General features: G+C 57.5%; 20 protein-coding genes. 16 read left to right on the top strand and 4 right to left on the bottom strand.

What is annotated here, in order from left to right; translation table 11 throughout:
- Positions 1–191: 191 nt before the first annotated feature.
- Positions 192–1,565, top strand: coding sequence for an ATP-binding protein (locus IDH41_RS03750; RefSeq protein ID WP_190858412.1), 1,374 nt, complete (start codon positions 192–194; stop codon positions 1,563–1,565).
- 109 nt (positions 1,566–1,674) lie between these two features.
- Positions 1,675–3,204 carry a leucyl aminopeptidase gene (locus IDH41_RS03745; protein WP_190858411.1) on the top strand — a complete coding sequence of 510 codons (1,530 nt, stop codon included), beginning with the start codon at positions 1,675–1,677 and terminating at the stop codon, positions 3,202–3,204.
- Between the two features lie 71 nt (positions 3,205–3,275).
- Here the strand turns inward: IDH41_RS03745 and IDH41_RS03740 are convergent, their stop codons facing one another.
- The gene (locus IDH41_RS03740; protein ID WP_190858410.1) at positions 3,276–4,142 is read right to left on the bottom strand and encodes a methyltransferase domain-containing protein; all 867 of its coding nucleotides are present in this window, start codon (positions 4,140–4,142) and stop codon (positions 3,276–3,278) included.
- A 438-nt stretch (positions 4,143–4,580) separates the two neighbouring features.
- Here IDH41_RS03740 and IDH41_RS03735 point away from each other — a divergent pair, with 438 nt between their 5' ends.
- The 4 genes from IDH41_RS03735 (at position 4,581) to IDH41_RS03720 (ending at position 12,177) form a co-directional block, all read left to right on the top strand.
- Positions 4,581–5,546, top strand: coding sequence for an acetylxylan esterase (locus tag IDH41_RS03735; RefSeq protein WP_397327410.1), 966 nt, complete (start codon positions 4,581–4,583; stop codon positions 5,544–5,546).
- Between the two features lie 346 nt (positions 5,547–5,892).
- Positions 5,893–8,799 carry a 2-oxoglutarate dehydrogenase E1 component gene (locus tag IDH41_RS03730; protein WP_190858407.1) on the top strand — a complete coding sequence of 969 codons (2,907 nt, stop codon included), beginning with the start codon at positions 5,893–5,895 and terminating at the stop codon, positions 8,797–8,799.
- A gap of 8 nt (positions 8,800–8,807) precedes the next feature.
- On the top strand, positions 8,808–10,052 hold the full coding sequence (odhB, locus tag IDH41_RS03725) for a 2-oxoglutarate dehydrogenase complex dihydrolipoyllysine-residue succinyltransferase (protein WP_190858406.1): 1,245 nt from the start codon (positions 8,808–8,810) through the stop codon (positions 10,050–10,052).
- A 289-nt stretch (positions 10,053–10,341) separates the two neighbouring features.
- A complete protein-coding gene (locus tag IDH41_RS03720) occupies positions 10,342–12,177 on the top strand; it encodes a PAS domain-containing sensor histidine kinase (protein ID WP_190858404.1) in 1,836 nt (611 codons plus the stop codon).
- On the opposite strand, the gene IDH41_RS03715 is transcribed toward IDH41_RS03720, so the two are convergent.
- The 3 genes from IDH41_RS03715 to IDH41_RS03705 form a co-directional block, all read right to left on the bottom strand.
- On the bottom strand, positions 12,174–13,400 hold the full coding sequence (locus IDH41_RS03715; protein ID WP_190858403.1) for an MFS transporter: 1,227 nt from the start codon (positions 13,398–13,400) through the stop codon (positions 12,174–12,176). The two genes, IDH41_RS03720 and IDH41_RS03715, sit on opposite strands and share 4 nt — an antisense overlap.
- 48 nt (positions 13,401–13,448) lie before the next feature.
- The gene (locus tag IDH41_RS03710) at positions 13,449–13,877 is read right to left on the bottom strand and encodes a MarR family winged helix-turn-helix transcriptional regulator (protein ID WP_190858401.1); all 429 of its coding nucleotides are present in this window, start codon (positions 13,875–13,877) and stop codon (positions 13,449–13,451) included.
- Positions 13,878–13,975: 98 nt separating this feature from the next.
- Entirely contained in the window at positions 13,976–14,833 is an 858-nt protein-coding gene (locus tag IDH41_RS03705) for a helix-turn-helix transcriptional regulator (RefSeq protein WP_190858399.1), read from the bottom strand.
- Between the two features lie 173 nt (positions 14,834–15,006).
- Here IDH41_RS03705 and IDH41_RS03700 point away from each other — a divergent pair, with 173 nt between their 5' ends.
- From IDH41_RS03700 to IDH41_RS03655, 10 genes are all read left to right on the top strand, one after another.
- Complete coding sequence (locus IDH41_RS03700) at positions 15,007–16,143, top strand: Gfo/Idh/MocA family protein (RefSeq protein WP_190858398.1); 1,137 nt, start codon at positions 15,007–15,009, stop codon at positions 16,141–16,143.
- Positions 16,140–17,213: a Gfo/Idh/MocA family protein gene (locus IDH41_RS03695; protein ID WP_190858397.1), complete on the top strand. Its 1,074-nt coding sequence runs from the start codon at positions 16,140–16,142 to the stop codon at positions 17,211–17,213. The genes IDH41_RS03700 and IDH41_RS03695 overlap by 4 nt, the downstream gene beginning before the upstream one ends.
- Positions 17,214–17,560: 347 nt before the next feature.
- Positions 17,561–18,607, top strand: coding sequence for a LacI family DNA-binding transcriptional regulator (locus IDH41_RS03690; protein ID WP_190858395.1), 1,047 nt, complete (start codon positions 17,561–17,563; stop codon positions 18,605–18,607).
- 135 nt (positions 18,608–18,742) lie between these two features.
- Positions 18,743–19,201, top strand: coding sequence for a VOC family protein (locus IDH41_RS03685; protein ID WP_190858393.1), 459 nt, complete (start codon positions 18,743–18,745; stop codon positions 19,199–19,201).
- Between the two features lie 68 nt (positions 19,202–19,269).
- Positions 19,270–19,971: an SDR family oxidoreductase gene (locus IDH41_RS03680; protein ID WP_190858392.1), complete on the top strand. Its 702-nt coding sequence runs from the start codon at positions 19,270–19,272 to the stop codon at positions 19,969–19,971.
- Between the two features lie 442 nt (positions 19,972–20,413).
- Positions 20,414–20,914: an NUDIX domain-containing protein gene (locus tag IDH41_RS03675; protein ID WP_190858391.1), complete on the top strand. Its 501-nt coding sequence runs from the start codon at positions 20,414–20,416 to the stop codon at positions 20,912–20,914.
- 115 nt (positions 20,915–21,029) lie between these two features.
- Positions 21,030–21,551, top strand: coding sequence for a TetR/AcrR family transcriptional regulator (locus IDH41_RS03670; protein WP_190858389.1), 522 nt, complete (start codon positions 21,030–21,032; stop codon positions 21,549–21,551).
- Between the two features lie 67 nt (positions 21,552–21,618).
- A complete protein-coding gene (locus IDH41_RS03665; protein WP_190858388.1) occupies positions 21,619–22,578 on the top strand; it encodes an NAD-dependent epimerase/dehydratase family protein in 960 nt (319 codons plus the stop codon).
- 138 nt (positions 22,579–22,716) lie between these two features.
- Positions 22,717–23,616 (top strand): DUF4275 family protein, encoded by a 900-nt coding sequence (locus tag IDH41_RS31175; RefSeq protein ID WP_223829417.1) that lies wholly within the window; start codon positions 22,717–22,719, stop codon positions 23,614–23,616.
- A 199-nt stretch (positions 23,617–23,815) separates the two neighbouring features.
- Entirely contained in the window at positions 23,816–25,315 is a 1,500-nt protein-coding gene (locus IDH41_RS03655; protein WP_190858387.1) for a SurA N-terminal domain-containing protein, read from the top strand.
- Positions 25,316–25,319: the final 4 nt, after the last annotated feature.

Below are 25,319 nucleotides of genomic sequence, written 5' to 3'. Positions count from 1 at the left end.
GAGAGAGAAGCGGATTCTAATCGATCTTTGAACGGGGGGCCTGTAGTCCTGATTGGACGCCGGGGTGTCTATAAGCCTATCCGCGGCACAAATTTCGACAGTATTTCCGATTGACAGCGATTGTAAACTCCCCCTATCATTAGTATTAGCTGTTACCGATGTTCATAGATGTTGCCGGGGAGGAGTACATGATGCATGCCATTCGAAAGCGCTATTTCCCGGCGCTTGCCGAGTATATTCGAAGTGGAAAGGAAGCGTCCTTGTTCCATGCCAACGAGCTGGGAAAGGAGTTTTACGGTATTAATCCGGAAGAAATAATCGCGGTACACGAGGAGTGCATCCAGTCCCTGGTGGCGAATGTCGATTCCGACGAAGCGCTGCGGCTGTATAACCGCTCCTTCGTTTTTCTGATGGAAATCATGGTAGCCTGCAGGTTCAGGCTGCAGCCCGAGCAGTCCTCCGAGCAGAAGTTCACCGAAATGCGAGAAATGCTGTTTCGTTCCAACCGCTCCTTCGAAATGGTCAAAAATAAGTACGAAAATGTATTGCAGCACATGGACAGCGGTATCGCTTTGTTTGACAGCGACGGAATATTATCGTTTATTAACGTGCAGATGGCCAAGCTGCTGGACATCCCCCGCAAAACGTTGATCGGCTGCAACATTCGGGAAATTTTGAGACATCCGCAGCTGGCAAGCAGCACGAAACGGACCGTTCTTCGCCTCTATAAGGAAATGTTTTTAAGACACAGCCGGTACTATGAGTTCCAGCACAAAGACGGCAAGCATCTTCTGGTAACGGTTACATACGGCGATCAATTGGACGGCGATTTTTTATTCAGCGTGAAGGACGTATCGGAATACAAACAAATCGAGCAAACCGCCCTGCAGAACGACAAGCTGGCGATGCTCGGCAAAATAGCTGCCGCCATTGCTCACGAGATCCGCAATCCGCTCACGAGCATTCGCGGTTTTATTCAATTGCTCAGGCCTTATTTGCTCGAGGTCGGCAAGGAGGAATACGCGCGGATCATCTTGACGGAGATCGACCGGGCCAACGATATCATCTACGAATTTCTGAATTCGTCGAAGCCGTCGGCGCCGATGAAGCAGTTGATCCCGATCGACCACCTGATCAAGGAAGTCGTTCTGCTTACCGAGAGTGAAGCGCTCATGCGCAATTGCGAGATCAAGGCGGAGTTTTACAGCTCGGACAACGTCGTCTCGATCGATGTGAAGCAGGTCAAGCAGGTCATCCTGAACATCGTCAAGAACTCGCTCGACGCGATCGAGGAAGTGCAGGGCGACCGAAGAGGGCTGATCGAAATCATTACGCGCAGCGACGGCTTGTTCGCCGAGATCGTCATTCGGGATAACGGCAAGGGCATGGACAAGGCGACGATGAACCGGCTGTTCGATCCGTTCTTCACGACGAAGCAGGAGGGAACGGGGCTCGGCTTGTCCGTCAGCTACCGGATCGTCCGCAACCATAACGGCACGATTCGCGTGGATAGCCAGGCGGGCATCGGGACGGAGTTTATCATTTATTTGCCTCTGGCCGAATGAATACGCATCGTTAAGACTGCAAAGCCAATTCGGCTTTGGCAGTCTCTTTTATTTATTAGCAATCCGCACCAATTGAAGTTCATCCCTATCGGAAGCGAGGTTGAATCCTATGAGTGCGACATTCACATACGGCGCGAGAAGCGCCGATCAAGCGGCCGCCGACGCGGTTATCCGGTTCATCGGCAAGGAGGAGCTCTCCAAGCGGGAAGGCGCAGCCAATCCGATCGTGCAGCCCCAGATCGACGAAGCGATCCGGGGGTTGCACGCCAAAGGCTTGTTCAAGGCGGAGGCGGAGCAGACCGAAATTATCCCGACGCTCGGTCTCTACCCCGCGCCGCATATCGTATTCGCCGGCTTCGACGCGGAAGGCGGCGCGACGGGGCTGCGCCTTGCGGCCGCATCGGCGGCGAATGCGGCGAAGAAGCTGAAGGCGGCCGTCATCCAGGTGCTGCTGCCCGATTCGCTGCTGGAGGCGGCCGCCGCGATCGGCGTTGAGCGGGCAGCAGCTGCGCTGACCGAAGGCATGCTGCTCGCGCTGCATACGCGTCAGTCGCTGAAGCGCGAGCCGAGCGAGCGGTTCGCGCTGCGGGACGTCGCGTTCGTTCCGCAGGGCGCTGCGGGAGCGGCTTCGGACGCGGCCTTGTGGGAGCGGGGAATCGCGTCCGGCAAGCTGCGGGCGGAGGGCGTGGGCTACGCGCGCGATCTGACGAACCTGCCGGGCAACGACCTTACGCCGGAGCGGCTCGCGTTCCACGCGGAGGAGCTTGCCCGCGAGCACGATCTCGAGATCGAAGTGATCGACGAGTGGAGTGCCGCCGATCAGCGGATGGGGGGACTGCTCGCCGTTGGCCAAGGCAGCATTAACCCGCCGCGGATGATCGTCATCCATTACAAAGGCGACGAGAATAGCGACGAAGCGTGGGGACTGATCGGCAAAGGGATAACGTTCGATACCGGCGGCATCTCCCTGAAGCGGGCGGCCGGCATGGAGGAGATGATTTCGGATATGGGCGGCGCGGCGGCGGTGCTTGGCGCGATCCGCGTCATCGCCGAGCTGAAGCCGTCCGTCAACGTGATCGCGGTCGTGCCGACCGCGGAAAATATGCCGTCCGACCGTGCGTTCAAGCCGGGCGACGTGCTCCGCATGATGAGCGGCCATACGGTCGAGATCGTCAATACGGACGCGGAAGGCCGGCTTGTCCTGGCGGACGGATTGACGACGGCGATCACGAGAGGCGCGACGAAGCTGGTCGACGTCGCCACGCTGACCGGCAACGTGATGGCGGCGCTCGGTGCCGAGGCGACGGGCGCGGTTACGAATGACGAAGGCTTGCTCGGGCAGGTGCTAAGCGCCTCGGAACGGGCCGGCGAGCGGATCTGGCAGCTGCCGGCGTATCCGGAGTTCAAGAAGCAGCTGAGGAGTGGCGCGGCCGATCTGAAGAACGGAGGCGGGAGATACGCCGGGGCGATTACCGGCGGACTGTTTATCGGCCATTTTGCCGAGGGGCTGCCTTGGGTGCATTTGGATATAGGAGGGACGGCTTGGCTGGAGTCGGGCAGAGGCTGGGAGCCGAAGGGGGCAACCGGCGTAATGGTGCGGACGCTGGTCGAACTGATCGTACGGGATAAGCAAGGCTGAGAAAAACGGTATAAACGCGAAAATCGGCAGCTTCGGGACGCAAACGCATCTTGAAGCTGCCGTCTGTCCGCTTATTGTCGTCCGACTAAGATTTCCAGGTCGATCGTGATCTCCGCGGATTCCCGGTCCGCGAACGCGTCGATCGCCTCGCGGTCCGCCGACCAGGCCAGCGGCGTCATCGCGGCAACGTCGCGAAGCATCTGCCCGCTTAGCTTGTTAACATAGGTTAACGGGTACGACTCAAGCAAACGGAAATGCTCCATGAAGAGCGCCGCCCCCCGATCGTTTCCAGGGGGCTCGTTCGCGCTATTGCCGTACAGCGCTTCCCGCAGCTCGACCAAATAACCGGGACGGGGTATTGCTTTAATGACGAGGCCGCGCTCCTTTAACAGCCTTTTGAACTCCGCGTAGTTGGAAGGGGACAGCATCGTAAGGATGACGTCGGCCGTCTTGTCCTGCAACGGCGCCTGGGCGAGATCGCCAACGATCCAGGCCGCGTTATTGTACCGTTTGGCCGCCATGGCAATGCCATCCTTCGCGATATCGAGCCCGATTCCCGTTATTTCCTTGCCCTTGCACATGCCGCGGATTCGATGAAGATGCGACCCTTCGCCGCAGCCGGCGTCCAGGATCGTAACCGCATCGGAGCCGGCATGCCGCTCGATCGCGCCCGCGATCGCCGCGTGTACGGGCGCGTACAGGCTGCCGCAGGCGATCGCGCGGTGCCGGGCGTCGAACAATTGTTTTTTGTAGGGGCTGCTTGCAGGACGAGGCATCAGGTTGTAGTAGCCGTGCTTCGCCTTGTCGAAGCTATGGCGTTTGCGGACGCATTTCAGGCTGGAATCATCGGCCGCCTCCATCGCGTCCCCGCAATGCGGGCACTTGTAGAAGGTTGCGCGCTCCAGCGGAAGGCGTTCGTTCATTTTTTTATCGGACATGTCGTTTCTCCCTTCGGACTTAAAAAACACGGGCCGATTGCCCGCGATCCGAAGGAAAAGGAAACAGCTCCATCCCGCGGCCCTTCAGGGGCCGGAATGAAGCCGAGAATCGTCTATCGCCGAAAACCAGAGGATGAAAAATGGGCAGACCGATCCCGTTTGCCTTACTTCGCGATTCGCGAGCAGAGCCTTTGAACGTATGAAATTACTTGTTCAAAGCCGGGAAACGAAGTCTGATAAAAAACACCATTTTTTCTAATCCTCCAAACCTTTGCAAATTCATTGCTTATTGTAGCATTCGGACCGGGCAGTCCGCAAATGAAAGAACGGGCACGATTGACACAATCTTCCGCCCGTGCCGCGGACAAGCAGGAATCGGTCACGCCGTTATCGAAGAAAATCGGAATAGGAAGCCAAACGAAATGAGGAATGGAAACCGTGTATGCAACGGATCGAAGAAGAAACGAATTGCTTGCCTGCAATCCGCCCGCGACGATCGACAAGGACAAGCTGGACCTGTTTTGGAGCGGCGCGCTGGAGAAGCACGGGCGCAAGCCGCTCGACGTGAGAAGGGAGCCCGCGGCGACGCCGTTCAAGTCCGTCCGCGCGGAGAGGCTGACGTTCGCCGGCCATGACGATACGCCGATCCGCTGCTGGCTGCTGATCCCCGATTTCTTCGGAGAGGACGGGGGTCAGAAGCCGTGCGTCGTGACGTTCCCCGGCTACACCGGCGACAGAGGAAATCCCGAGCGGTATGCCGGCTGGCTGCTGCAAGGCTTCGCGGTGCTCGCCGTCGACGCGCGCGGGCAAGGCGGCGAGACCGGCAGCCTGCTGACCGAGTCTTCGGGCTCGGTCAAGGGCTGGGTATCGCGGGGCATTACCGACATCGAGAACAGCTATTATCTGGCGATCACGATGGACGCCGTGCGGGCCGTCGATGCGGCGGCGCGGCAGCCGGAGATCGACGCCTCGCGCATTGCGACGGTCGGCGCGAGCCAGGGAGGCGGGCTGTCCTTGCTGGCGGCCGCGCTAAATCCGAAGGTCGGCGCGGTCGTGGCCGACATTCCGAACATGTGCCACATGGACCACGGCGTCCTTCATTCCGGCAGCTCGCTTAGCGAGATCGCAGCCTACGTCAAGCGTTATCCGGACCGCTTGAACGCCGTGATGGAAACGATCGCGCATTTCGATCTGCTGAATCTGGCGGAGCGCATCGAGGCCCCCGTCCTCATGTCCGTCGGCTGGAAGGATACGGTCTGCCTGCCAGAGACCGTGTACGCCGTGTATAACCGGATTCGTTCCGGGAAGCGGATCAACGATTATCCGTATTCGGGACATGAGGTTAGCGAATTCCAAACGTCTCAGGCGTATGCGTTTTTGCGGGAGGCGTTCGGGCTTGTTTAAAGGAAGGAAGGGAACGCGATCGATCTCGGAAGTTGCGCCCGAGAACGGAAATCAATGCTTCAAATGGATGAAATCGATGCCAAGATGATTATGGAAGGCAAGCGTTGGATGTACTAAAATAAGAAGAAGTTACAGAACTGTGCCATTTCCGCAGCGCTGTGCTTCTTCTTTTTGCATTCCGCTATAAGAAATTATTCGGTTTCTCATTATAATTTTTTATATTTCACGGGCTGGAGCAAGCGGAAGCGCCTGCGATCGCGGAAATGTAAGCCGGCGGCATGTATGGTCGTGTTCGCCTTAGAAAATAATAGGATTGCAATGAATAGAGAGGGTGGAATTTTCTGCAATGAGCATCCATGATGAGCGAAACTATTCGCCTTGGCAAAGCTACTACGGCCCCAACCTTGGGTATGTGCAGGAGCAATACGAACGTTTCCTGGCCGAGCCGGAATCGGTCGAAACTTCGCTGCGCGAACTGTTTGTCCGGTTCGGCGCACCTCCTGCGGCGGAGCTTGGAGCGGCTGCAGGCACGGCGGTCCAATCGCGCGAGCGGAGGACGGAAGCCGCCGCGCCGGGTCCAATCGATTCGAATATGTTGAAGAAGGTCGTGGCTGCGCATCAGCTTATGCTGAACATTCGCAGATACGGCCATTTAGCCGCGGATATCGATCCGCTCGGCTTAAGCCAGCCATCCGATACGAAGCTGCTCGAACCGGAAACCTTCGGCCTTACGCAGGCCGATCTGGCGTCGATTCCGGCGTCGCTTATTTGGGATAACGCGCCTGCATCCGTAAGCAACGGCTGGGACGCGATCGCAAGGCTGAGGGAAATTTATTCCCGTTCCGCCGCTTATGAATTTACCCATATCCATGACGAGAACGAACGCAACTGGCTGCAAAAGCAGGCGGAATCGGGCTCCTTCCCCGCGCCGCTGTCGGCAAGGGAGCGCACCGCGCTGCTTGAGCGGCTCATGGAAGTCGAATTTTTCGAAAATTTCCTCCATCGCACGTTCGTCGGGCAGAAGCGCTTCTCCATCGAAGGCGTCGACATGCTGGTGCCGGTACTGGACGAAATCGTCCGCGCCGTCGCGCATGACGGGGCGAGCCACATCCTCATGGGGATGGCGCATCGCGGCCGTTTGAACGTGCTGACGCATGTTCTTGGCAAGCCGTACGAGAAAATTTTCTCCGAGTTCCATCACGCGCCGAACAAAGAGCTGATCCCGTCGGAAGGCTCCATGGGCATCAACTACGGCTGGACGGGCGACGTGAAGTACCACCTCGGCGCCGACCGCGCCGTGAAGGAAGGCGAAACCGTTCGCGCGCGCCTAACGCTCGCGAACAACCCGAGCCATCTTGAATTCGTCAATCCGGTCGTCGAGGGCTTCACCCGCGCCGCGCAGGAGGACCGGACGAAGCCGGGCATGCCGGAGCAGGATTTGGCGAAAGCCGTTACGATCTGCATTCACGGCGACGCGGCGTTCATCGGCGAAGGCATCGTGGCCGAGACGCTTAACTTCAATAAGCTGCAGGGCTATCGCAACGGCGGCACGATTCACATTATCGCCAACAACCGTCTCGGCTTCACGACGAATAGCGTCGATTCCCGTTCGACGCACTACGCGAGCGACCTGGCCAAAGGCTTCGACCTTCCGATCGTCCACGTCAACGCCGACGAGCCGGAAGCTTGTCTCGCGGCCGTACGTCTCGCTTGCGAATACCGGCTTCGCTTCAACAAGGGCTTCGTCATCGACCTGATCGGCTACCGCCGCTTCGGCCACAACGAAATGGACGATCCGGACGTGACGCAGCCGCTCATGTACGCGAAGGTTCGCAATCATCCGACGGTGGCGACGCTTTACGCCGAGCAGCTTAAAGGAGCGAGGGCGGCTACGGACGAGCAGATCGAGGAGCTGCGCCAGCGCACGAACGGCAAGCTTCAAGCCGCTTACGACGCGATGAAAGCGAAGGAGGGCGAGCAGCACGTCCGCGCCGAGCACGGGCAGATCGCTCCGGAGACGGAGGAATCCCGCACGGCGGTTCCTCTCGAGACGCTGCGCGAGATCAATCTCGAGCTGCTTAACCGTCCGGAAGGCTTCACGGAATATTCCAAGCTGCAGCGCATTCTGCAGCGCAGGGCTACGGCGCTTGGCGACGGCGAGAAGGTGGACTGGGCGCATGCGGAGACGCTGGCGTTCGCGACGATTCTGGCCGACGGCACCCCGATCAGGCTCAGCGGCCAGGATTCCGAGCGCGGCACGTTCGCGCATCGCCATATCATGCTGAACGATTATGCCAACGCCAAGAAATTTTCGCCGCTGCACATGCTGCCGCAGGCGAAGGCCTCCTTCGCTGTCCATAACAGCCCGCTGTCGGAGACCGCCGTTCTCGGCTTCGAATACGGCTACAACGTGTTCGCGCCGGAGACGTTCGTCATCTGGGAGGCGCAGTACGGCGATTTCGCCAACGTGGCGCAGGTCATCTTCGACCAGTTCATTTCGGCCGGCCGCGCGAAGTGGTCGCAGAAGTCGGGCATCGTCATCCTGCTGCCGCACGGGTACGAAGGCCAAGGGCCGGAGCATTCCAGCGCGAGATTGGAGCGCTTCCTGCAGCTATCGGCGGACAACAACTGGACGGTCGCGAACTTGACCTCGTCCGCGCAATATTTCCACCTGCTCCGCAAGCAGGCGTCGATCCTCGGCACGGAGCATGCCCGTCCGCTCGTGCTGATGGCGCCTAAGAGCCTGATCCGCAATCCGCGCGTCGCTTCGCACGGCGTAGAATTCAGCGAAGGCTCCTTCAAGCCCGTGCTGCCGCAATTCAGCCTGACCGAGCCGAAGGAGCGGAAGGATAAAGTAAAGCGCCTGATCCTGGCTACGGGCAAGATGGCGATCGATATCGACGAGGCGCTGGCGTCCTCGAACGCGGAAGATTACGAATGGCTCCGCGTAGCGAGGGTCGAGCAGCTGTATCCGTTCCCGCATGCCGAAGTCGAGCGCATCGTGAAGCAGTTCGACAAGCTGGAAGAGATCGTATGGGTACAGGAAGAGCCGAAGAACATGGGCTCCTGGTTCTTCATGGAGCCGCGCCTTCGCGCGCTAGCGCCTAAGAAGGCGGCGGTTCGTTATGTAGGCAGACCCGACCGTTCGAGTACGGCGAGCGGCCATCAAGAAGTGCACGCCGCGGAACAAAAATGGATTATTTCGACCGCTTTGAACGGCAAACCGGTCGAATCGACTTTGATTAGGGGGTAGTGACGAACATGGCTGAAATTATCGTACCGGAACTAGGCGAATCCATATCCGAAGGCACGATTACGAAATGGTTTGTAAAAGAAGGCGACTCCGTCAATCAAGGAGATGTTCTGCTGGAGCTTGAAACGGATAAAGTCAATATCGAGATCAGCGCCGATAACAGCGGCGTAATCTCCCGCATTGCCAAGCAGGACGGCGAGGTCGTGCTCGTCGGCGAAGCGATCGGCTCGATCGGCGACGCCCCGGCAGGCGGAGCGTCCGCTCCTGCAGCGCCGGAATCCCCGGCGCCGGCAGCTCCCGCACCGGCTGCAGACCCGGCGCCTGCACCTGCGTCCGCTGCTCCCGCAGCGCCGCCTTCCGCGCCGGCCGCGGCTGCGGCGCCCGTCATCAACGCATCGCCCGCGGCGCGCAAGCGCGCCCGCGAGCAAGGCATCGATCTTGCGCAGGCAGCCGGACAAGCGCCTGCCGCAGCACCGGCGCCCGCGGTCGCAACGCCCGTATCCTCGGCCCCGCTTACGCAAGCCGAGCCGGCCGCCGCATCGCCTAACGCGAAGCCGACGGAGCGCAAGCGCATGTCCCGCCGCCGCATAACGATCGCGAACCGCCTCGTAGAGGCGCAGCGTACGGCAGCGATGCTGACGACGTTCAACGAAGTCGACATGACCGCGATCCTGGACCTTCGCAAGCGCCGCAAGCAGTCGTTCTTCGAGAAGAACGACGTCAACCTCGGCTTCATGTCTTTCTTCACGAAGGCGGTCGTCGGAGCGTTGAAGGCTTTCCCTCTGCTTAACGCGGAAATCGAAGGCGAAGACATCATCGTCAAAAAGTTTTACGATATCGGCATCGCCGTATCCGCGAAGGAAGGGCTTGTCGTGCCGGTCGTCCGCGACGCCGACCGCCTCAGCTTCGCCGAAATCGAGAAAAGCATCGTCGATCTCGCGACCAAAGCGAGAGCGAACACGCTGTCGATCGGCGACCTTCAAGGCGGCAGCTTCACGATCACGAACGGCGGCGTATTCGGCTCCCTGCTATCGACGCCGATTCTTAACACGCCTCAAGTCGGCATCCTCGGCATGCACAAAATCCAGGTGCGTCCGGTCGCGATCGACGACGAGCGCATGGAGAACCGTCCAATGATGTACATTGCGCTGTCTTACGACCATCGTATCGTAGACGGCAGCGAAGCGGTCCGCTTCCTCGTTACGGTGAAAGAGCTTCTCGAAGATCCGGAGCAGCTGCTGCTGCAGGGCTAACGAATCGCATAAATACCTACACTGTCCTTCCGCCGACAATCGGTCCGGAAGGGCAGTTTTTTTATTTTCCGGCCTTATCGGCTCAGGTCTTTGGTCTTTCAAAGGGAAATTACGTCGCTCAGTTTATGATATTTCTGACATTTAATTCAAAATAATGAGGCATATACGATGAATTGCCCATGACACTTCATGTTTTTTGCCGAAAAAGGCTGAATTGTTGCAGGAAGATCGCTTAGGACGTTGAACATAAGAAAAGAGTTGTGTTGATCACGGTGAGGTGGGAAGCAGGATGTCGACCATGTATAACGAAGCCCAATTAAGAGAAAGCGAAGAGAGGTATCAGTACCTCGTCGACGTGCTGCCCGACGCGCTAATCGTATGCATAGACGACCGTATCGTTTTTGCCAACGCTTCGGCGCTTAGGCTGCTACATGCCGATAAGCCGGAGGATATGATCGGACTCGGCATCCAACGGTTCATTCATCCGGATTTTTCGGACGAGCTGCCGATTCAGATCCGCTATCTGGTGCGGGAGGGCGGGTCGACGAACTTCGTGCAGAAGAAGCTGCTCCGTCTCGATCATGCAGCCGTCGATGTTGAATTGAGAGCGGTTGCAATCAAATACGACGGCAAGCCGGCTGTACAGCTTATTATCCGGGACATATCCGATCGGAAGCGGATGGAGGAGTCGCTGAATGAAAAGGATTATTTGTACAAAAGCTTGATGGAGAGCGTCGTGGCGGGCGTATTCGTCGGGCAGGACGACAACATCGTCTATGCCAATCCGTATTTGGCGGAAATGTACGGCTATACGGTGGATGAATTACTGGCTTTGACGCCGCAAGATCTAATCGAGCCGGATGACGTCGAACGGATCAAGTCGAAAGTTATAGACGGACTGGTTCACGGCCAGAAGCAGTTCCCGATCAAATGCCGTGGCAGAAAAAGGGACGGAAGCACGATTTTTATGGAGGGCAACAGCTCCATAATTATGCTCGACGGGCGGATGTCGCTGCTCGGCACGCTGCAGGACGTCACGTTCAAGTACGAGCAGGAACGAAAGCTGCGCGACAGCGCCAAGCTGTACCAGAAGATGATCAAGTTCGTGCCGGAGCCGATCATCGTCACCGATCAAGGGCTGATCGTCTACGCGAACAAGCTGGCGATGCAGATGGTCGGGGCGTGCGAGGAAGCGCAGGTCGTCGGCCGGAGCCTGCTTGATTTTATCCATACGAGCCAGCATGCGCAGACGATCGAAGCGATGGTGCAGGTCATGCAGTCGGACGATCCGACGCCTTATCAGGAGCTGGTGCTCATATGCCCCAACGGCCGCTTTCTCGACGTGGAGATGTCCAGCATCCGCATTAGCGATTATATGGGCAAGGATGTCATGCTCAGCGTCATCCGAGATCTTACCGAGCGCAAGCGATCGGAGGAAGTGCTCGTTCGCTCGGAGAAGCTGTCGGCGATCGGTCAGCTTGCGGCGGGCGTTGCCCATGAAATCCGCAATCCGCTTACCGCGCTTAAGGGCTTTACGCAGCTGCTCAGCGCCAAATATCCGGAACGGCCTCATTATTTCGAAATTATGGCCAATGAAATCGATCGGATTACGCTGATCGTGAACGAGTTCATGACGCTGGCTAAGCCGCATTATACGCAATTTACGACCGCACAGCTCGAGCCGATCCTGAGAAGCGTCATCGCGATATTGGAAACGCAGGCCATTCTGCTGAACGTCGAAATCACGGTTAGTCTGGAGCGGCCGCTGCCGCAGGTGCACTGCAGCGAGAATCAGCTGAAGCAGGTGTTCTTGAACGTGATCAAAAACGCGATCGAGGCGATGCCGGGCGGAGGACTCGTCGAAATAAGCGCGTGCGTACATAAGGACGGCAGCGTGCGGATTCGCATCAAGGACGGGGGACCCGGCATTTCGCAAGAGCTGATCAAAAAAATCGGAGAGCCGTTCGTCACGACGAAAGAGAAAGGAACCGGACTCGGCCTCATGATCAGCTCGCGCATTATCGAAGCGCATCGCGGTACGCTTGGCATTAGCAGCAAGGCCGGCGAAGGGACGGTCGTCGAAATTACGCTGCCCGTTCAAGAACAGCGGTCGCGCCGTCCTTAAGAGGAGGCGTATGCCGTCTCGCCCGCGGCCGCGGCCGCACGTTTCCGTCTATGATGAAGCGCGAAGTAGAGAACGGCGGATAAGGCGATAACGACCGAGCATACGATGTACATTCGGCTGTAGCCGATGCCGGAAGCTATCGATCCGAGCGCGAACGAGCCGATCCCGTAGCCGAGGTCGAACAGCACGTAGAACGTCGCGATCGCAAGCCCGCGCCTGTGCTCCGGCGAAGCGAGCACCGCGATCGTCTGGAAGCAGGGCAGCAGCGCGCCGTAGCCGAGGCCGATAACGGCGCCCGCGGCGAGCAGCATGGCCGGGGTGCTTGCCAGACTTAGAAGCAGCATGCCCGCGGCGAAGATCGCGATGCTCGGGTATACGATGACATGCTCGCCGACGCGGTCGAGCAGCTTGCCGATTAGCGGCCTTGGCAGCACGATCATGATGCCGAAGCAGACGAAGAAATAGCTGGCGTATTGGTCGATCGCCCTCTCGTGCGCGTAGACCGACATGAACGTGACGATGCCGCTGTAGGCGAAGGCAATAACGAAGCCGCTGAGTCCGATCGGAATCGCCTTGCGCTCGAAAATGCCGCTCCAGGTCAGCTTGCCGGCGGGCGCCGTCCGCCGCTCCTGCGGAGCCGAATCGCCGCGTTCCGGCTTGCGCGATCGCATCGACGACGCCCCGAGCGCGAACGCGATAAGCGAGCATGCGGCGCAAGTGGCGAACATGGCCGCGAAGCCGCCATGAGCCGTGATCGATAGGCCGACGAACGGCCCGATGACCATCGCCAGGCTCATGAACAAGCTGAAATAGCTGATGCCTTCCCCTTTGCGTCGCTCGGGAATAAGGTCGATCGCCGCCGTATTTGTGGAAGTGGTCGCAATGGCGAAGGCGCCGCCGTGCAGGAAGCGGACGAGCAGCAGCATGCCGAAGCCGAATACGCCGAAGTAGGCGACGGAGCATAGGAGGAACAGGAACAGCGAAGCCGTCACGACTTTATTTTCCCCGAATCTTCCCATCAGCCGTCCGGCGAAAGGGCGGAGCAGCACCGCGGCGATAATAAAGACGGTCATGGATAAGCCGGCCTCGGCGGATGTGCCCCCGAGCCCGTTCGTGACGAAGTCCGATAGCGCGGTCGCCAGCATATAGAAGCCAAAAAACAAAAAGAAGCTGCTTAAACAAAGTCTAATGAAACCGGCGCTCCATAATTTATCCGATTGCATGAGTGAATCCTTCCTCTCTTGGATGCATGAGCTCGCGGTAGAGGCCGATTAGGCTTGCTGCTTAGCGTTATGATTGATTTTCGCCATAAACCTTTTGAACGACTCGATCTCTTCGTCCGTCGTGCCCTGCAGGAGACGTCCGACGAACGCGGCTTCGATCGGGGCAAGGGTGCGGGCGGTCTTCCTCCCTTGATCGGTAATGCAAACAAGCTGCGAACGGCGGTCGTTCGGATTCGCCGCTCGCTTCACGAGCGATTTGCCTTCCAATTGGTCGACGAGGCGGGTAAGATTGGCGGGGTCCTTCTCCGTGCGCTGCGCCAAATCTTTGTGGGTAATGCCGTCCTGCTCGTCGAGGCTGATCAGAAGCGACCACTGCTCCGGCGACACGTCGTAGTCCTGAAAAAGCTGCTGCAGCTGCTGGTTCAGCCTTCGGCTCGTGCTGCTGATCATATAGCCGACGGTATCCTTTAATTCCACGGGGAACACCTGCTTTGCAAATTTAGTTGTTATAACAATAATATGCTTGACAACTAAATGGGTCAACCGTTCCGAATCGAAACGGCAACGATTGGCAGCTAGAGGGGGATCGGGGAACGCAGCCGGTTCTGCTTCCGGTATTGCTCGGGGGTAAGCGCCGTTTGCAGCTTGAAGGCGCGGCTGAAATGGGAAGGATGCTTGAAGCCGACCTCGTAGCCGATGTCGGTAATCGGCTTGTCTTCGCCGATCAGCGCGATCTTCGCCTGATAAATTCGCCGCTGCATCAGAAATTGGAAGATGGTCGAGCCCGTCACTTCCTTAAACGTTTTGGCCAAATAATATTTGCTGAGATGAAGCTCCTCTTGAAGGCTCTCCAGCGTTATGTCCTCTTGGTAATGACCTTCCAAGTACGAAATGACGGACTGCACATGGCGTTCCTTGGAGGTCGGAAACGATATTTTCGCTTTAAGCGGCTGCTCGCACAGCTGATTGATCAAGATAAGCAAGTCGAGCAAATGCGCCTGGAACCGCTGCTGCGAAAAAGAATCCTTGCGGTCGTACAGCCGGACGAGCTTCTCGAGCGAAGCTTCGGCCTCGGCTTGGTCCTCGCCGCGGAGGCGGAGCCTAACGTTCTGCAGCTGACGGAAGGGGGCAAGCAGGTCGCCCGCGAACGAAGACTGAATGAATTGTTGAAAGTAGTAGGGATCGAAGTGAAGCGTCGTACGATGGTAGGCGACGTTCGGATCGATGTGGGCGCGGTGCAGCGTCATACCGTGCATGAGGAGCAGATCGCCCGGCTCAAGCACGTAGATCCGGTCGTTAATGAGATAATTCGCTTTGCCGCTGTGAAAGTAATAAATTTCGTAGTGGGAGTGGGTATGGTACGGCACCTTAAAGTTGAAATCGGATGCTGACGTAATGGTGTAAGGCGAGTTGATTTTGTGCTGCGTGCTCATGGTCCGTCATTCCCCCTTCAAATACCCTCATTATACACCAATCACAGTCAAATAAAAGCGCAAACAAGATAACGCGGATGAAGCCGGCGCGATCATGAAGTGCTACCATTAAGGCAAGCGGGAAACGAAATCAATCCATTCCATCCCTGTCAATCTAAAGGAGCGAAGCAAAAATGAAGGTTGTTCGTTTGGGCGTCATCGGGCTCGGCAACATGGGCAAAGGTCATTTGAACTATATAGCGAAAGGCGAAGTGAAGGGCGTGGAAGTAACCGCCGTCAGCGACAGCGTGCCGGATCGCCTGCAATGGGCGAAGGAGCTGCTCGGCGGGCAGGTCGGCGTATTCGAGGATCCGCGTCAAATGATGGATTCCGGACTCGTGGACGCCGTTCTGATCGCGACGCCGCATTACTCCCATCCGGAGCTGGCCATCGCATGCTTCGAGCGCGGACTTCACGTCTTGTGCGAGAAGCCGGCGGGCGTCTATACGAAGCAGGTTCGCGAGATGAACGAAGCGGGCGGCAAGGCGAACGTGAAGTTCAGCATGATGTACAATCAGCGCACGAATCCGCTGTACGTGAAGCTGAAGGAGCTGATCGACGCCGGCGAGCTTGGCGAAGTAAGAAGGACGAATTGGATCATTACGAGTTGGTACCGTTCTCAAAGCTACTATGATTCGGGCACATGGCGCGCGACGTGGGCCGGCGAAGGCGGCGGCGTGCTGCTGAATCAGGATCCGCATCAGCTGGACCTGTGGCAGTGGACGATCAGCATGATGCCGAAGCGGGTTCGCGCGTTCTGCTACTTCGGCAAGCACCGCGACATCGAGGTGGAGGACGACGTGACGGCGTTCGTGGAGTACGAGAACGGCGCGACCGGCGTATTCGTGACGACGACGGGCGAGGCGCCGGGCACGAACCGGCTCGAGATCAGCGGCGACCGCGGCAAAATCGTCATCGAGAACAATACGTTAACGTTCTGGCGCCTGCGCGTGTCCGAGCGCGAATTCAATAAGCAATTCAAAGGCGGCTTCGGCGAGCCGGAATGCTGGAAATGCGAAATTCCGGTCAAAGGCAGCTATCCGGACCATAAGGGCATTACGCAAAATTTCGTAAACGCGATTCTGCATGACGAGCCGCTTATCGCGCCGGGCGAGGAGGGCATCAAGGGGCTGATGCTGTCCAACGCGATGCTGCTGTCCACGTGGACGGACAACTGGGTCGACCTGCCGATTGACGAAGAATTGTTTTACGAGTATTTGCAGGAACGTATCGAAAGCTCGGTTTACAATAAGGAGGCGCAGACGAAATGAGCAAAGCGGACGGAATGAAATATGCGCCGAAAGGCAAGCCGAACAAGGTGGTAGAGGACGGGCAGTTCGTGTTCGCGGCCATGCGTCTGGATCACGGCCATATTTACGGCATGTGCAACGGGCTCGTGGAAGCGGGCGCGACGTTGAAATGGGTATACGACCCCGATCCGAAGCGGGTCGAAGCGTTCCTGAAGACGTATCCGCAGGCTCGCGCCGCGGAATCGGAGGAGCAGGTGCTCGCGGATGCCGAGGTGCAGCTCGTGGCGGCCGCGGCCGTCACGAACGAGCGCGGGCCGCTCGGCGTGCGGGCGATGCGCAGCGGCAAGCATTATTTTACGGACAAAGCGCCGTTCACGACGCTTGAGCAGCTGGAAGAAGCGCGGACCGCTTATGCGGAAACCGGCAAGAAGTATGCCGTCTATTACAGCGAGCGCCTCCATGTCGAGAGCGCCGTGTATGCCGGTCAGCTGATCGAGCAGGGCGCCATCGGGCGGGTCGTGCAGGTGATCGGACTCGGGCCGCACCGGCTGAACGCCCCTTCGCGGCCGGCGTGGTTTTTCGAGAAGGAGAAGTACGGCGGCATCCTGTGCGACATCGGCTCGCATCAAGTGGAGCAGTTCCTGTTCTTTACCGGCAACCGGAACGCGAGCGTCGCGAACAGCAAGGTCGCCAACTACGCGAATAAGGATTATCCCGAGCTCGAGGACTTCGGCGACATGACATTCGTGGGCGAGAACGGGGCGACCGGCTATTTCCGCGTCGACTGGCTTACGCCGAGCGGTCTCGGCACTTGGGGAGACGGGCGCACGCTCATCCTCGGAACGGAAGGCTATATCGAGCTGCGCAAATACATCGATATCGCCAGGGAGAAGGACGGCGACCAGCTCTATCTGGTGAACGCCGACGGGGAGCAGCATTTGAAGGTGCGCGGCCAGGTCGGATTCCCGTATTTCGGCCAGCTCGTTCTCGATTGCTTGAACGGCACCGAGAACGCGATGACGCAGGAGCATGCGTTCAAGGCGGCCGAGCTGTCGCTGCTCGCGCAGAAGCATGCCGTGAAGGTGGAATAGGCGGTCCAACGTTTTGAGAAACGGAAGAAGCTATATCACTTATGCAAGATTATACAAAATTTCCGTCTCGAGTTTCGATTCATCTTTTGCTTTTATAGGTGATCGCAAGTGAGAGTAACCGTCACGCTGGCATGCACGGAGACGGGCGGCCCGCGGCGGAGCGGCGCCCGGACGCGCCGGGGGCCAAACCTTCTTGCTCTGCTTCGCCAACCTTATGGCGAGCGCGGGGCAAGGAGGTTTTTTTATGGAAAATCGTCTTCATGACCGAAAGAAAGTGAATTGACACGGTCTTCGATCGTTGGTAACATTTACGCATAAACGCGCGTTCACGGGAGAGGGGGCTCCGGTTGGGCAAGGAGATCAACAGTACGGAAATCGCGAGGCTTGCCGGCGTGTCGAGAAGCACGGTCAGCCGCGTCATCAACAATTACGCCAATGTCCCGGAGAAGACGAAGGAAAAGGTCATGTCGGTCATTCGGCGGCACAACTACTATCCGAATTTGTCCGCCCAGGTGCTGGCGGGCAAGCGCGCCCGCACGATCGGCTTGTTCATGATCGATGCCGGCCGGGTGTCGGGCGACATGATCTCGAGCATGCTTCTGGCGCGCATCATTGAAAGCGCTTCTTCACGCGGCTACTACGTGCTGACCCATATCGTGCGCGATCCGAGGGATGGGGAGGAGGCGCGAATGATGAAGGAAAGCTTCTATCAGCGCCGAATCGACGGAGGCGTCTTCATCGGGGCGGCCAATGACGAGCCGATCATCGAGGAGCTCATTGCCGAAGGATTCACCGTAGCGATCGTCGATCAGCATAGGCCCGGGCATCGCGAGCCGAACCGGATCGTGTTCAATTTCGACAACGAAACCGGCGTCGGGCAGGCGATCGATTATTTGGCGAGGCTGGGTCATACGAAAATCGGCATGATCAACGGGGATATGCAGCGCTATTCGGGTCCCTCCAAGTGGAAGGGGTTCCAGGCGGCGATGGCAAGAAACGGCCTCCCCGTCGTATCGAAATGGATTTTGCCCGGGGATTTCAACGAGGCCAGCGGCTGCAAGGCGATGAAGGAGCTGCTCGCTTCGGGCACGGAGCTGCCGACGGCGATCTTCGCGGCGAACGACAGCGTCGCGTTCGGGGCGATTCGCGCCCTGCAGAAAGCCGGCATCCGCGTACCTGATGACCTGTCGGTCGTCGGCTTCGACGATCATACGCTCAGCGCCCATTACAACCCCGCATTAACGACGATCCGGGTCGATTTCGCGGCTATGATGGATCAACTGACATACGCCTTGATTTCAAGCATCGAGAACGGCCCGGAGCCGATCGGCACGGTCGCGGTCGGCACGGAGCTCGTCATTCGCGCTTCCTGCCGAAGGGTGGAGGCGAAGTAGCGGATGCGCGCTCATGCCGTCATCGGCGGTCGAAGCTTGAAGGGGGGAATGCGGATGTAGGATGGACTGCGAGGCTCTGGCATCGGAATGTCAATCGATCGGATTCATCCATTAACGACTAAGGGGATAGGTACGATGGACAAAAATATACTTAATTCGAGGACGATTACGCAAGTCGGACTTCTCGTAAACGATATTGAGGCGACATCGCAGGCTTACGCCGATTTCTTCGGCGTGGAGAAGCCGAACTGGTTCTGGACGGATACGGCGGACAAGGCGCAAACGGAATACAAGGGCGAGGCATCCGTCGCGCGGGCGAAGCTTGCGTTCTTCGACATGGGCTCGCTGCAGCTTGAGCTGATCGAGCCCGATGAGCATCCGAGCACATGGAGGGACCATCTGAACCAATACGGCGAGGGTCCGCATCACATCGCATTCGTCATCGACGGCATGAAGGAAAAAATCGCGCTCATGGAGAAGAACGGCATGGCGCTCGTGCAAAAAGGAGAGTACACGGGCGGCCGCTACGCCTACATGGATACGTTCCCAACGTTAAAGGTCATGCTGGAGCTGCTTGAGAACGACAAGAAATAGCGATCGCTAAAAAAAAGGATAGGCCAATGCGCGGCAAAGCGCATGGCGAGACAGGAGGAGCAGCGTTCATGCGAATATTAATTACCGGCGCGAACCGGGGCTTGGGACTGGCGCTTGCCGCCGAAGCGTGCGCGCGCGGCCATCAGGTGCTGGCGGGGGTGCGCGGGCCGGGCTCGTCCGCGGAAGGGCTGCAGGAGCTGACCCGAACATTCCCGGAGCAGGTTACGATTCTGCCGCTCGACGTGTCCGACGAAAATTCGGTAAGGTACGCCTGCGAGCAAGCATCCGCCCGCGTGGGCGGCATCGACGCCGTCATTAACAGCGCGGCGATCCTGCTCGGACGCGACCAGAAGCTGGAGCAGCTGGACTTCGAACAGGTCGAGCAGTCGTTCCAGACGAACCTGTTCGGCCCGATGATCGTGATGAAGCATTTTTTGCCGCTGCTTCGCGGAGGAGAGAATCAGGCCGTCATCAATATCAGCTCGGAAGCGGGCAGTCTCGCCGGCGCGTACGGCGGCGATTATTCGTATGCGCTCTCGAAGGCGGCGCTGAATATGTTCTCGGCGCAGCTGCGCCGCGAGCTGGCGCCGCAGGGCATTCTCGTGCACGCGCTGCATCCGGGCTGGATCCGCACGGACATGGGCGGCGAGAAGGCGCCGGGCGATGCGGCCGTATCCGCGGAAGGCATCCTGAATCTAATCGAGCGGAAGACGGAAGCGAAGAACCAGGCTTTATTCATCGATCATAACGGCAATCCGATGAGCTTGTAGGGGGCGGCGGGTACGATGGCGTTAAGCCATGCACTAAATGGGGCTGCCTTAAAGGTCGTGAAACGACCGGAGAGGCGGCTCTATTTGGCTTTGACGATGATTTTTTGCTGCGAGATGGCGATCTAATTTCAAAAAATGAAACTAAATCACTCTAAACCTCACTCACACCAGATTTTGTTTCAATAATTGAAATTAAACGGTATCTTCCGCACTACTCCTTCCGATGTAGCCGAATGTAGTTTCAAAATTTGAAACTATATGCCTGCGAGGCTTCCTTCTTTCGCATTTAGTTTCAGTTATTGAAATTAAAAGAGAGGTTCTCTCAGAGGTCATACAAATAAGCCTCGAGCTTAGCCAGGTTCTTCTCCGTTCGATAAGGATAAGAGGAGGGAAGCGGAGTATTGACGAAAGTAGTTTTAGCGTGATGGAAGGGGCGAAAAAGATGATGCTCAGACAAATGGCCGTCGCTTGGATACGCCGTGACGGCTGCTACGCCATGATAAAAAAGAAACGGAGCAAGCTCGCGGATTTCGAGTTCTGGGCCGCGCTTGGCGGACATATGGAGCCGCATGAGATCGGAAACCCGAGGGAAGCTTGCTTGAGGGAAATTTACGAAGAGAGCGGGCTGCGAGAATCCGATCTTCACGAGCTTGCTCTGCGGTATGTGTTGATCAGGCGGAAGGATCGGGAAATCCGCATCCAATACGTCTTCTTCGGCAGCACGGATAAGGCCGCTTTAACCGAATCCGACGAAGGCGAATTGCATTGGGTCGACGAAGACAAAATCGGAGAGCTTAAGACTTCGGCCATCGTGAAGGAAATGTACATGCACTACAGGAACCACGCGGACGCCGAGCATGCATTCGTTGGGACGATAACCGGAACGGCGGACGGCAAGCCGATGATGCAGTGGGCCGTCTTGACGGATCCTGGCGTTTTTTGATAAGTGTAATGTTAAAAGCAGGTTGCAAATCAAAACCGGTTGTCGTACAATGTGTTCAAATCAGTGATTGGTCAATCAATAATAGAATTCGTTAATCAGGGAGGTGGTATAGGCAATGGCAAAAGGCAATTCGGCTTCGGTCAACCGCCGCACCGACATCGTATCCGCCGCGATCGACGTATTCGCGGAAATCGGCTACTACCGGGCCACGACCGCCCAAGTCGCGGAGCGCGCCGCCATCTCGCAGCCTTACGTCTACAAATTCTTCACCAAGGAGTCGCTGCTGGTGGAGTCTTTGCAAGTATCCTGGCAGCGCATCATTCAAGCTTTCCGCCGCGTAATCGACACCACGGAGCCCGAAGGGCTCGAGATCGGGCTAATCCGCGCTTATGAAGCGATCATGCATGCGCACCGCAACGAAATTCTGCTTCAAATGCAGGCGCAGACGATCCGGGAGGAGCCGATCCGCGCCGCGATGCAGCAGGGGATGAGCCAGGTGAAGCAGCTGGTGGAGGAGGCTTTCCGCCAAGCCGGAATGCCGGACGCGGAAGCGAAAACAACGGATTTTTTGGCCAGGGGCCAACTATGCAACGTGTCGATGGCGATGGAGATGCCGGAATTAATGATAAAGAGATAACTTATTTTTTTTCAGATTTAGTGATTGATCAATCAATAAATAATAAGAATACGAGGAGACGGTGAATATGAAAAAGGCAATCGTATTGGGCGCGACGGGCGGAGTAGGCAATCCGCTAACGGCTGAATTGGCGGGAAGGGGGTTCGAGACGATCGCCTTCGGGCGGTCGGAGGGCAAGCTGAGAAGCCTGACGAAGGAGCTGGGCACTCCGCCGCAGCTGCGGCTTGCTACGGGCGATGCTTTTAACCCGGACGATATCGTGAGGGCGGCTGCCGGGGCCGACGTTATCTTCCACAGCGCAAACATGCCTTATCACGAAATGGAGGCGAAGCTGCTGCCGCTCGGGGAATCGGTTATGGAAGCGGCCATCCGCATCGGAGCGAAGGTCGTCGTCGTGGACGGCATTTACCCGTATGGCAGAAGGACGACGGACAAGGCGACCGAGGAGCATCCGAAGAACCCGCATACGCGGAAAGGGAAGGTTCGGCTCGCCTACGAGCAGCTGATCTTCAGCCAGCGATGGGCGGGGGCGAAGCCGCTGATCGTTCGGCTTCCGGATTACTATGGGCCGTCCGCGCAAGCCTCTTACTTGAACGTGACGATGGAAGCGATCGCGGCCGGCAAACCGACCGCTTTCATCGGCAATATGTCCGTCCCGCGCGAGTATGTCTACCTGCCCGATGCGGTTAGGATGATCGTGAATATCGCCCTGAGGGACGAATCGTACGGACAAAATTGGCATATTCCCGGTTCCGGCGTCATCGCGGGGAAGGATATCGTGCGCATCGCCCGAGAGGCGAGCGGCAAGCGGAAGGCGGTCGTGCCGCTCGGAAGAGCCGGTCTGTCGCTGATAGGCTTGTTCAATCCGGTCATGAAGGAAGTGGTCGAGATGCTGTACCTAACGGAGGAGCCCTTCGTGCTTAGCGGAGAAAAGTACGAGCGCGAGATCGGACCGATCGAGTGGACGCCGCATGAAGAAGCCATTGCGGCAACGATCCGGAGCTTGATGAGCAAAAACGAAGCGTAATCAGCAATTAGTTACAAAAATAAGTAAATTTAGTAGATGAAATGAATATTTACGCATGCCGCAGCGCAACAAATACCGCTTTGCAATCGTACAATAATTGGAAAGAATCGTGCGTAGGGCGAAAGGATGGTGCTGACGATGGACGCTAAGAAGCGACATATCCACATCGATGCGGAAGGCTGGGACGAGGACGAAGAGGACGGTCACGTCACGGTAATCGTTACTTTCCCGGATGCCGTGCGTTGGATTTGCCATTTTTACACGTTTGCGGTCGTGGAGTCGATGCGCCGGGATTACGGGAGGACCGGAGCGTGCCTGAACGGAGCTTATTGGTGCGCCTCCAAGCCGGTGATTCTCGTCGACCGGATCAGTCGCCGGCGCATCGAGGAAGTCGTTGACGAACTGCTGGACGGCCAAGGCTTCGACTTCGTCTTCGATTATTTCGATTCCGTTCCGGAGAAGGACAAGACGCTTTATCCCGAACATTTCTTCGAGGAGAACGCACAGGTCGATTCCTCGATCGTCGCTTACCAAGCGAGCGTGCTGAAGCAGATGCTGGAGCATGCAAGCAGCGAGACGAAGCGGGAAGTCGAACAGTATTTATTCGCCGATGTACGGCAGTGGAGGAATGAAGCGTTGGTAAGCCGGCTGCGGGCGAAGGAGATCGAAGCGGCCGAAGCGCCCGGGAGCGCCGTCAGCCTCAGGGAGCGATGGGCGTACTGCTTTGCGAAGGAATTGAGCGAAGAGGACAAGAAGCGGATCCATTTGGACCAATTTTTATGGCATGTATTCAGCTATGGCAAGAGAACCTGCATGAAGAACGAGCTAGCGGTCAAGGCGTTTGACTGCGCGGCCAAGGACAAATGCTATATTTTTTATCAAAATGCCGAATTTGCGCTGTTCGTTACGAATGCGGCCGGGCTGACGGCCGCCGATCTGGAGCACGAGCAGGACGTCTACGTGGTTGATCACGAATGGAAATGGACGTACGCGAAGACGCACGAATCGCATTGCGGCCCGTATTTTTGTTTGGGATAAGGCTGGCGGAAGCGAGGCATTGGATCACCTGCGGTGATGCAATGCCTTTTTGCGCGGCTATGTTAAATATTAGTAAATCGATCCGTAAAGGGGGGGCGATATGCTAGAATTTATCGAAGAATAGCCTTGCAACCGATGAAACGACAAATTGTGCAATGGATTGCAGACTCGCGACATTTCAACCTAAGGAGAAGCGGAGATGGATAAAGCATTTCTCAAAACCGGCATTCGGATCAGCGGATGGCTTGCCGGCCTGATGGCAGCAACCGCATCCAACTATTTTCTCATTCCCGTCATTACGAACTTAACCGGGCAAAAAATGATCGCCATCCTCATCGGACTTGTTCTCGGTATATTTCTACTCTTCTTTACCGTTACAGCCGCTCAGCACTTGGCCGAAGCGCTAAGGTATCGATTCCGGCCCGAACCGCCGGCAAGCAGCGAAGTTCCCGCAATAACGCAGAACGGCAAGAGCGATGGCCGCCAAAATGGAAACCGGGCGAGACGACTGATTTATCCTCTGATTAGCGGCTTTTTGGTGTTGGCTTTCATCGCCAACTATGCTGCGGAGATCGTGCTGGCGAGCGAAAGCACCCGGATTTCCCCATCGCTCTTCCTGTTGGCGATCCTCGGACTGATTGCCGGTTACTTTATCGTTACAGTTTTATTGAAGCGTATGATCCGATACGTATACGACCGCTATGAAATCACGTCGCCGGCCAAACGAATGGGCTTACGGATTCTGTTTGCCTGCTTGCTGATCGCGCCTTACGTCTTCGTAGGCATTTATTTGATCCATACGCAGGTGCTCGAGCCGCGGATGCCCGTAGCCCAAGTTCGGCTGGAAGACGGGAGTTCCCATACGATTACGGCCCGCGAATTTCTGCATCGATTGAGCTACGAGCGGGAGAGGCAGCTCGACATCGCCCCCTCCCCGGATAAATCGGAATACAAGCTGGGCTTCGCCGGCACCGTTCTCGAACGAATGACGGAGGAGATCGTCGTCAGGGAGCAGGCCGTCAAACGGAATTTGACGGTAAGCGATGAGGAAATCGACCGGCAGATCAGCAAGGCGCAGAAGGAGCCGAAGGAACCGAAGGAGCTGAAGGAGCCGTCGGAGACGCCCCGGCCCGTTCCGCGGCATGGGCTGACCGAGGAACAGTTCCGGGACGTTCATCGCTTGGAAGTTATGGGACGGAAGCTGCGCGAAGCGTTTATCGGGGATATCCCGGCCGTGCAGGAGCAGGTAAAGCTAAGGCTAATCCGCTTCGAATCGGAAGAGGAGGCCCGCGAGGCCGTTTCGTCCGATTGGGGGACGAACGCTTTCTCGGCGTTATACGACCAAGCCTCCGAAGGGAAGGTGGCGACCGCCGCCGCAATGACCCGGGACTGGAGTTCGGCGTCGGAGCTGGCGGTTGATTATAGTCCGGCATTTAGCGCGCTGGCCTTTCAAACGACAACGGGGGGGTGTTTTCCGAATCCGGTGCAGGCTGCGAACGGCTGGTATCTCGCGGAGGTGCTCGGACATGAGAATCGTACGATAACGGAGGAGAGGCGCAAACAGAAAGGAGAGGATGCGTTCCAAAATTGGCTGGATCATCAGCAAGCTCGCGTTACCCAGTTCCCCGTATGGATGGAACTGCTGCCGACGCCGCCCGCAACATCGGTACAGGCGCCGCATGCGCAGAAGCTTAAGTAAAAGG

The sequence above is a fragment of the Paenibacillus arenilitoris genome (assembly GCF_014705655.1).
Lineage (GTDB): Bacteria > Bacillota > Bacilli > Paenibacillales > Paenibacillaceae > Pristimantibacillus > Pristimantibacillus arenilitoris.
Note: the sequence above shows the minus strand (reverse complement) of the source record. Positions and strands in the feature narration are given on the sequence as shown.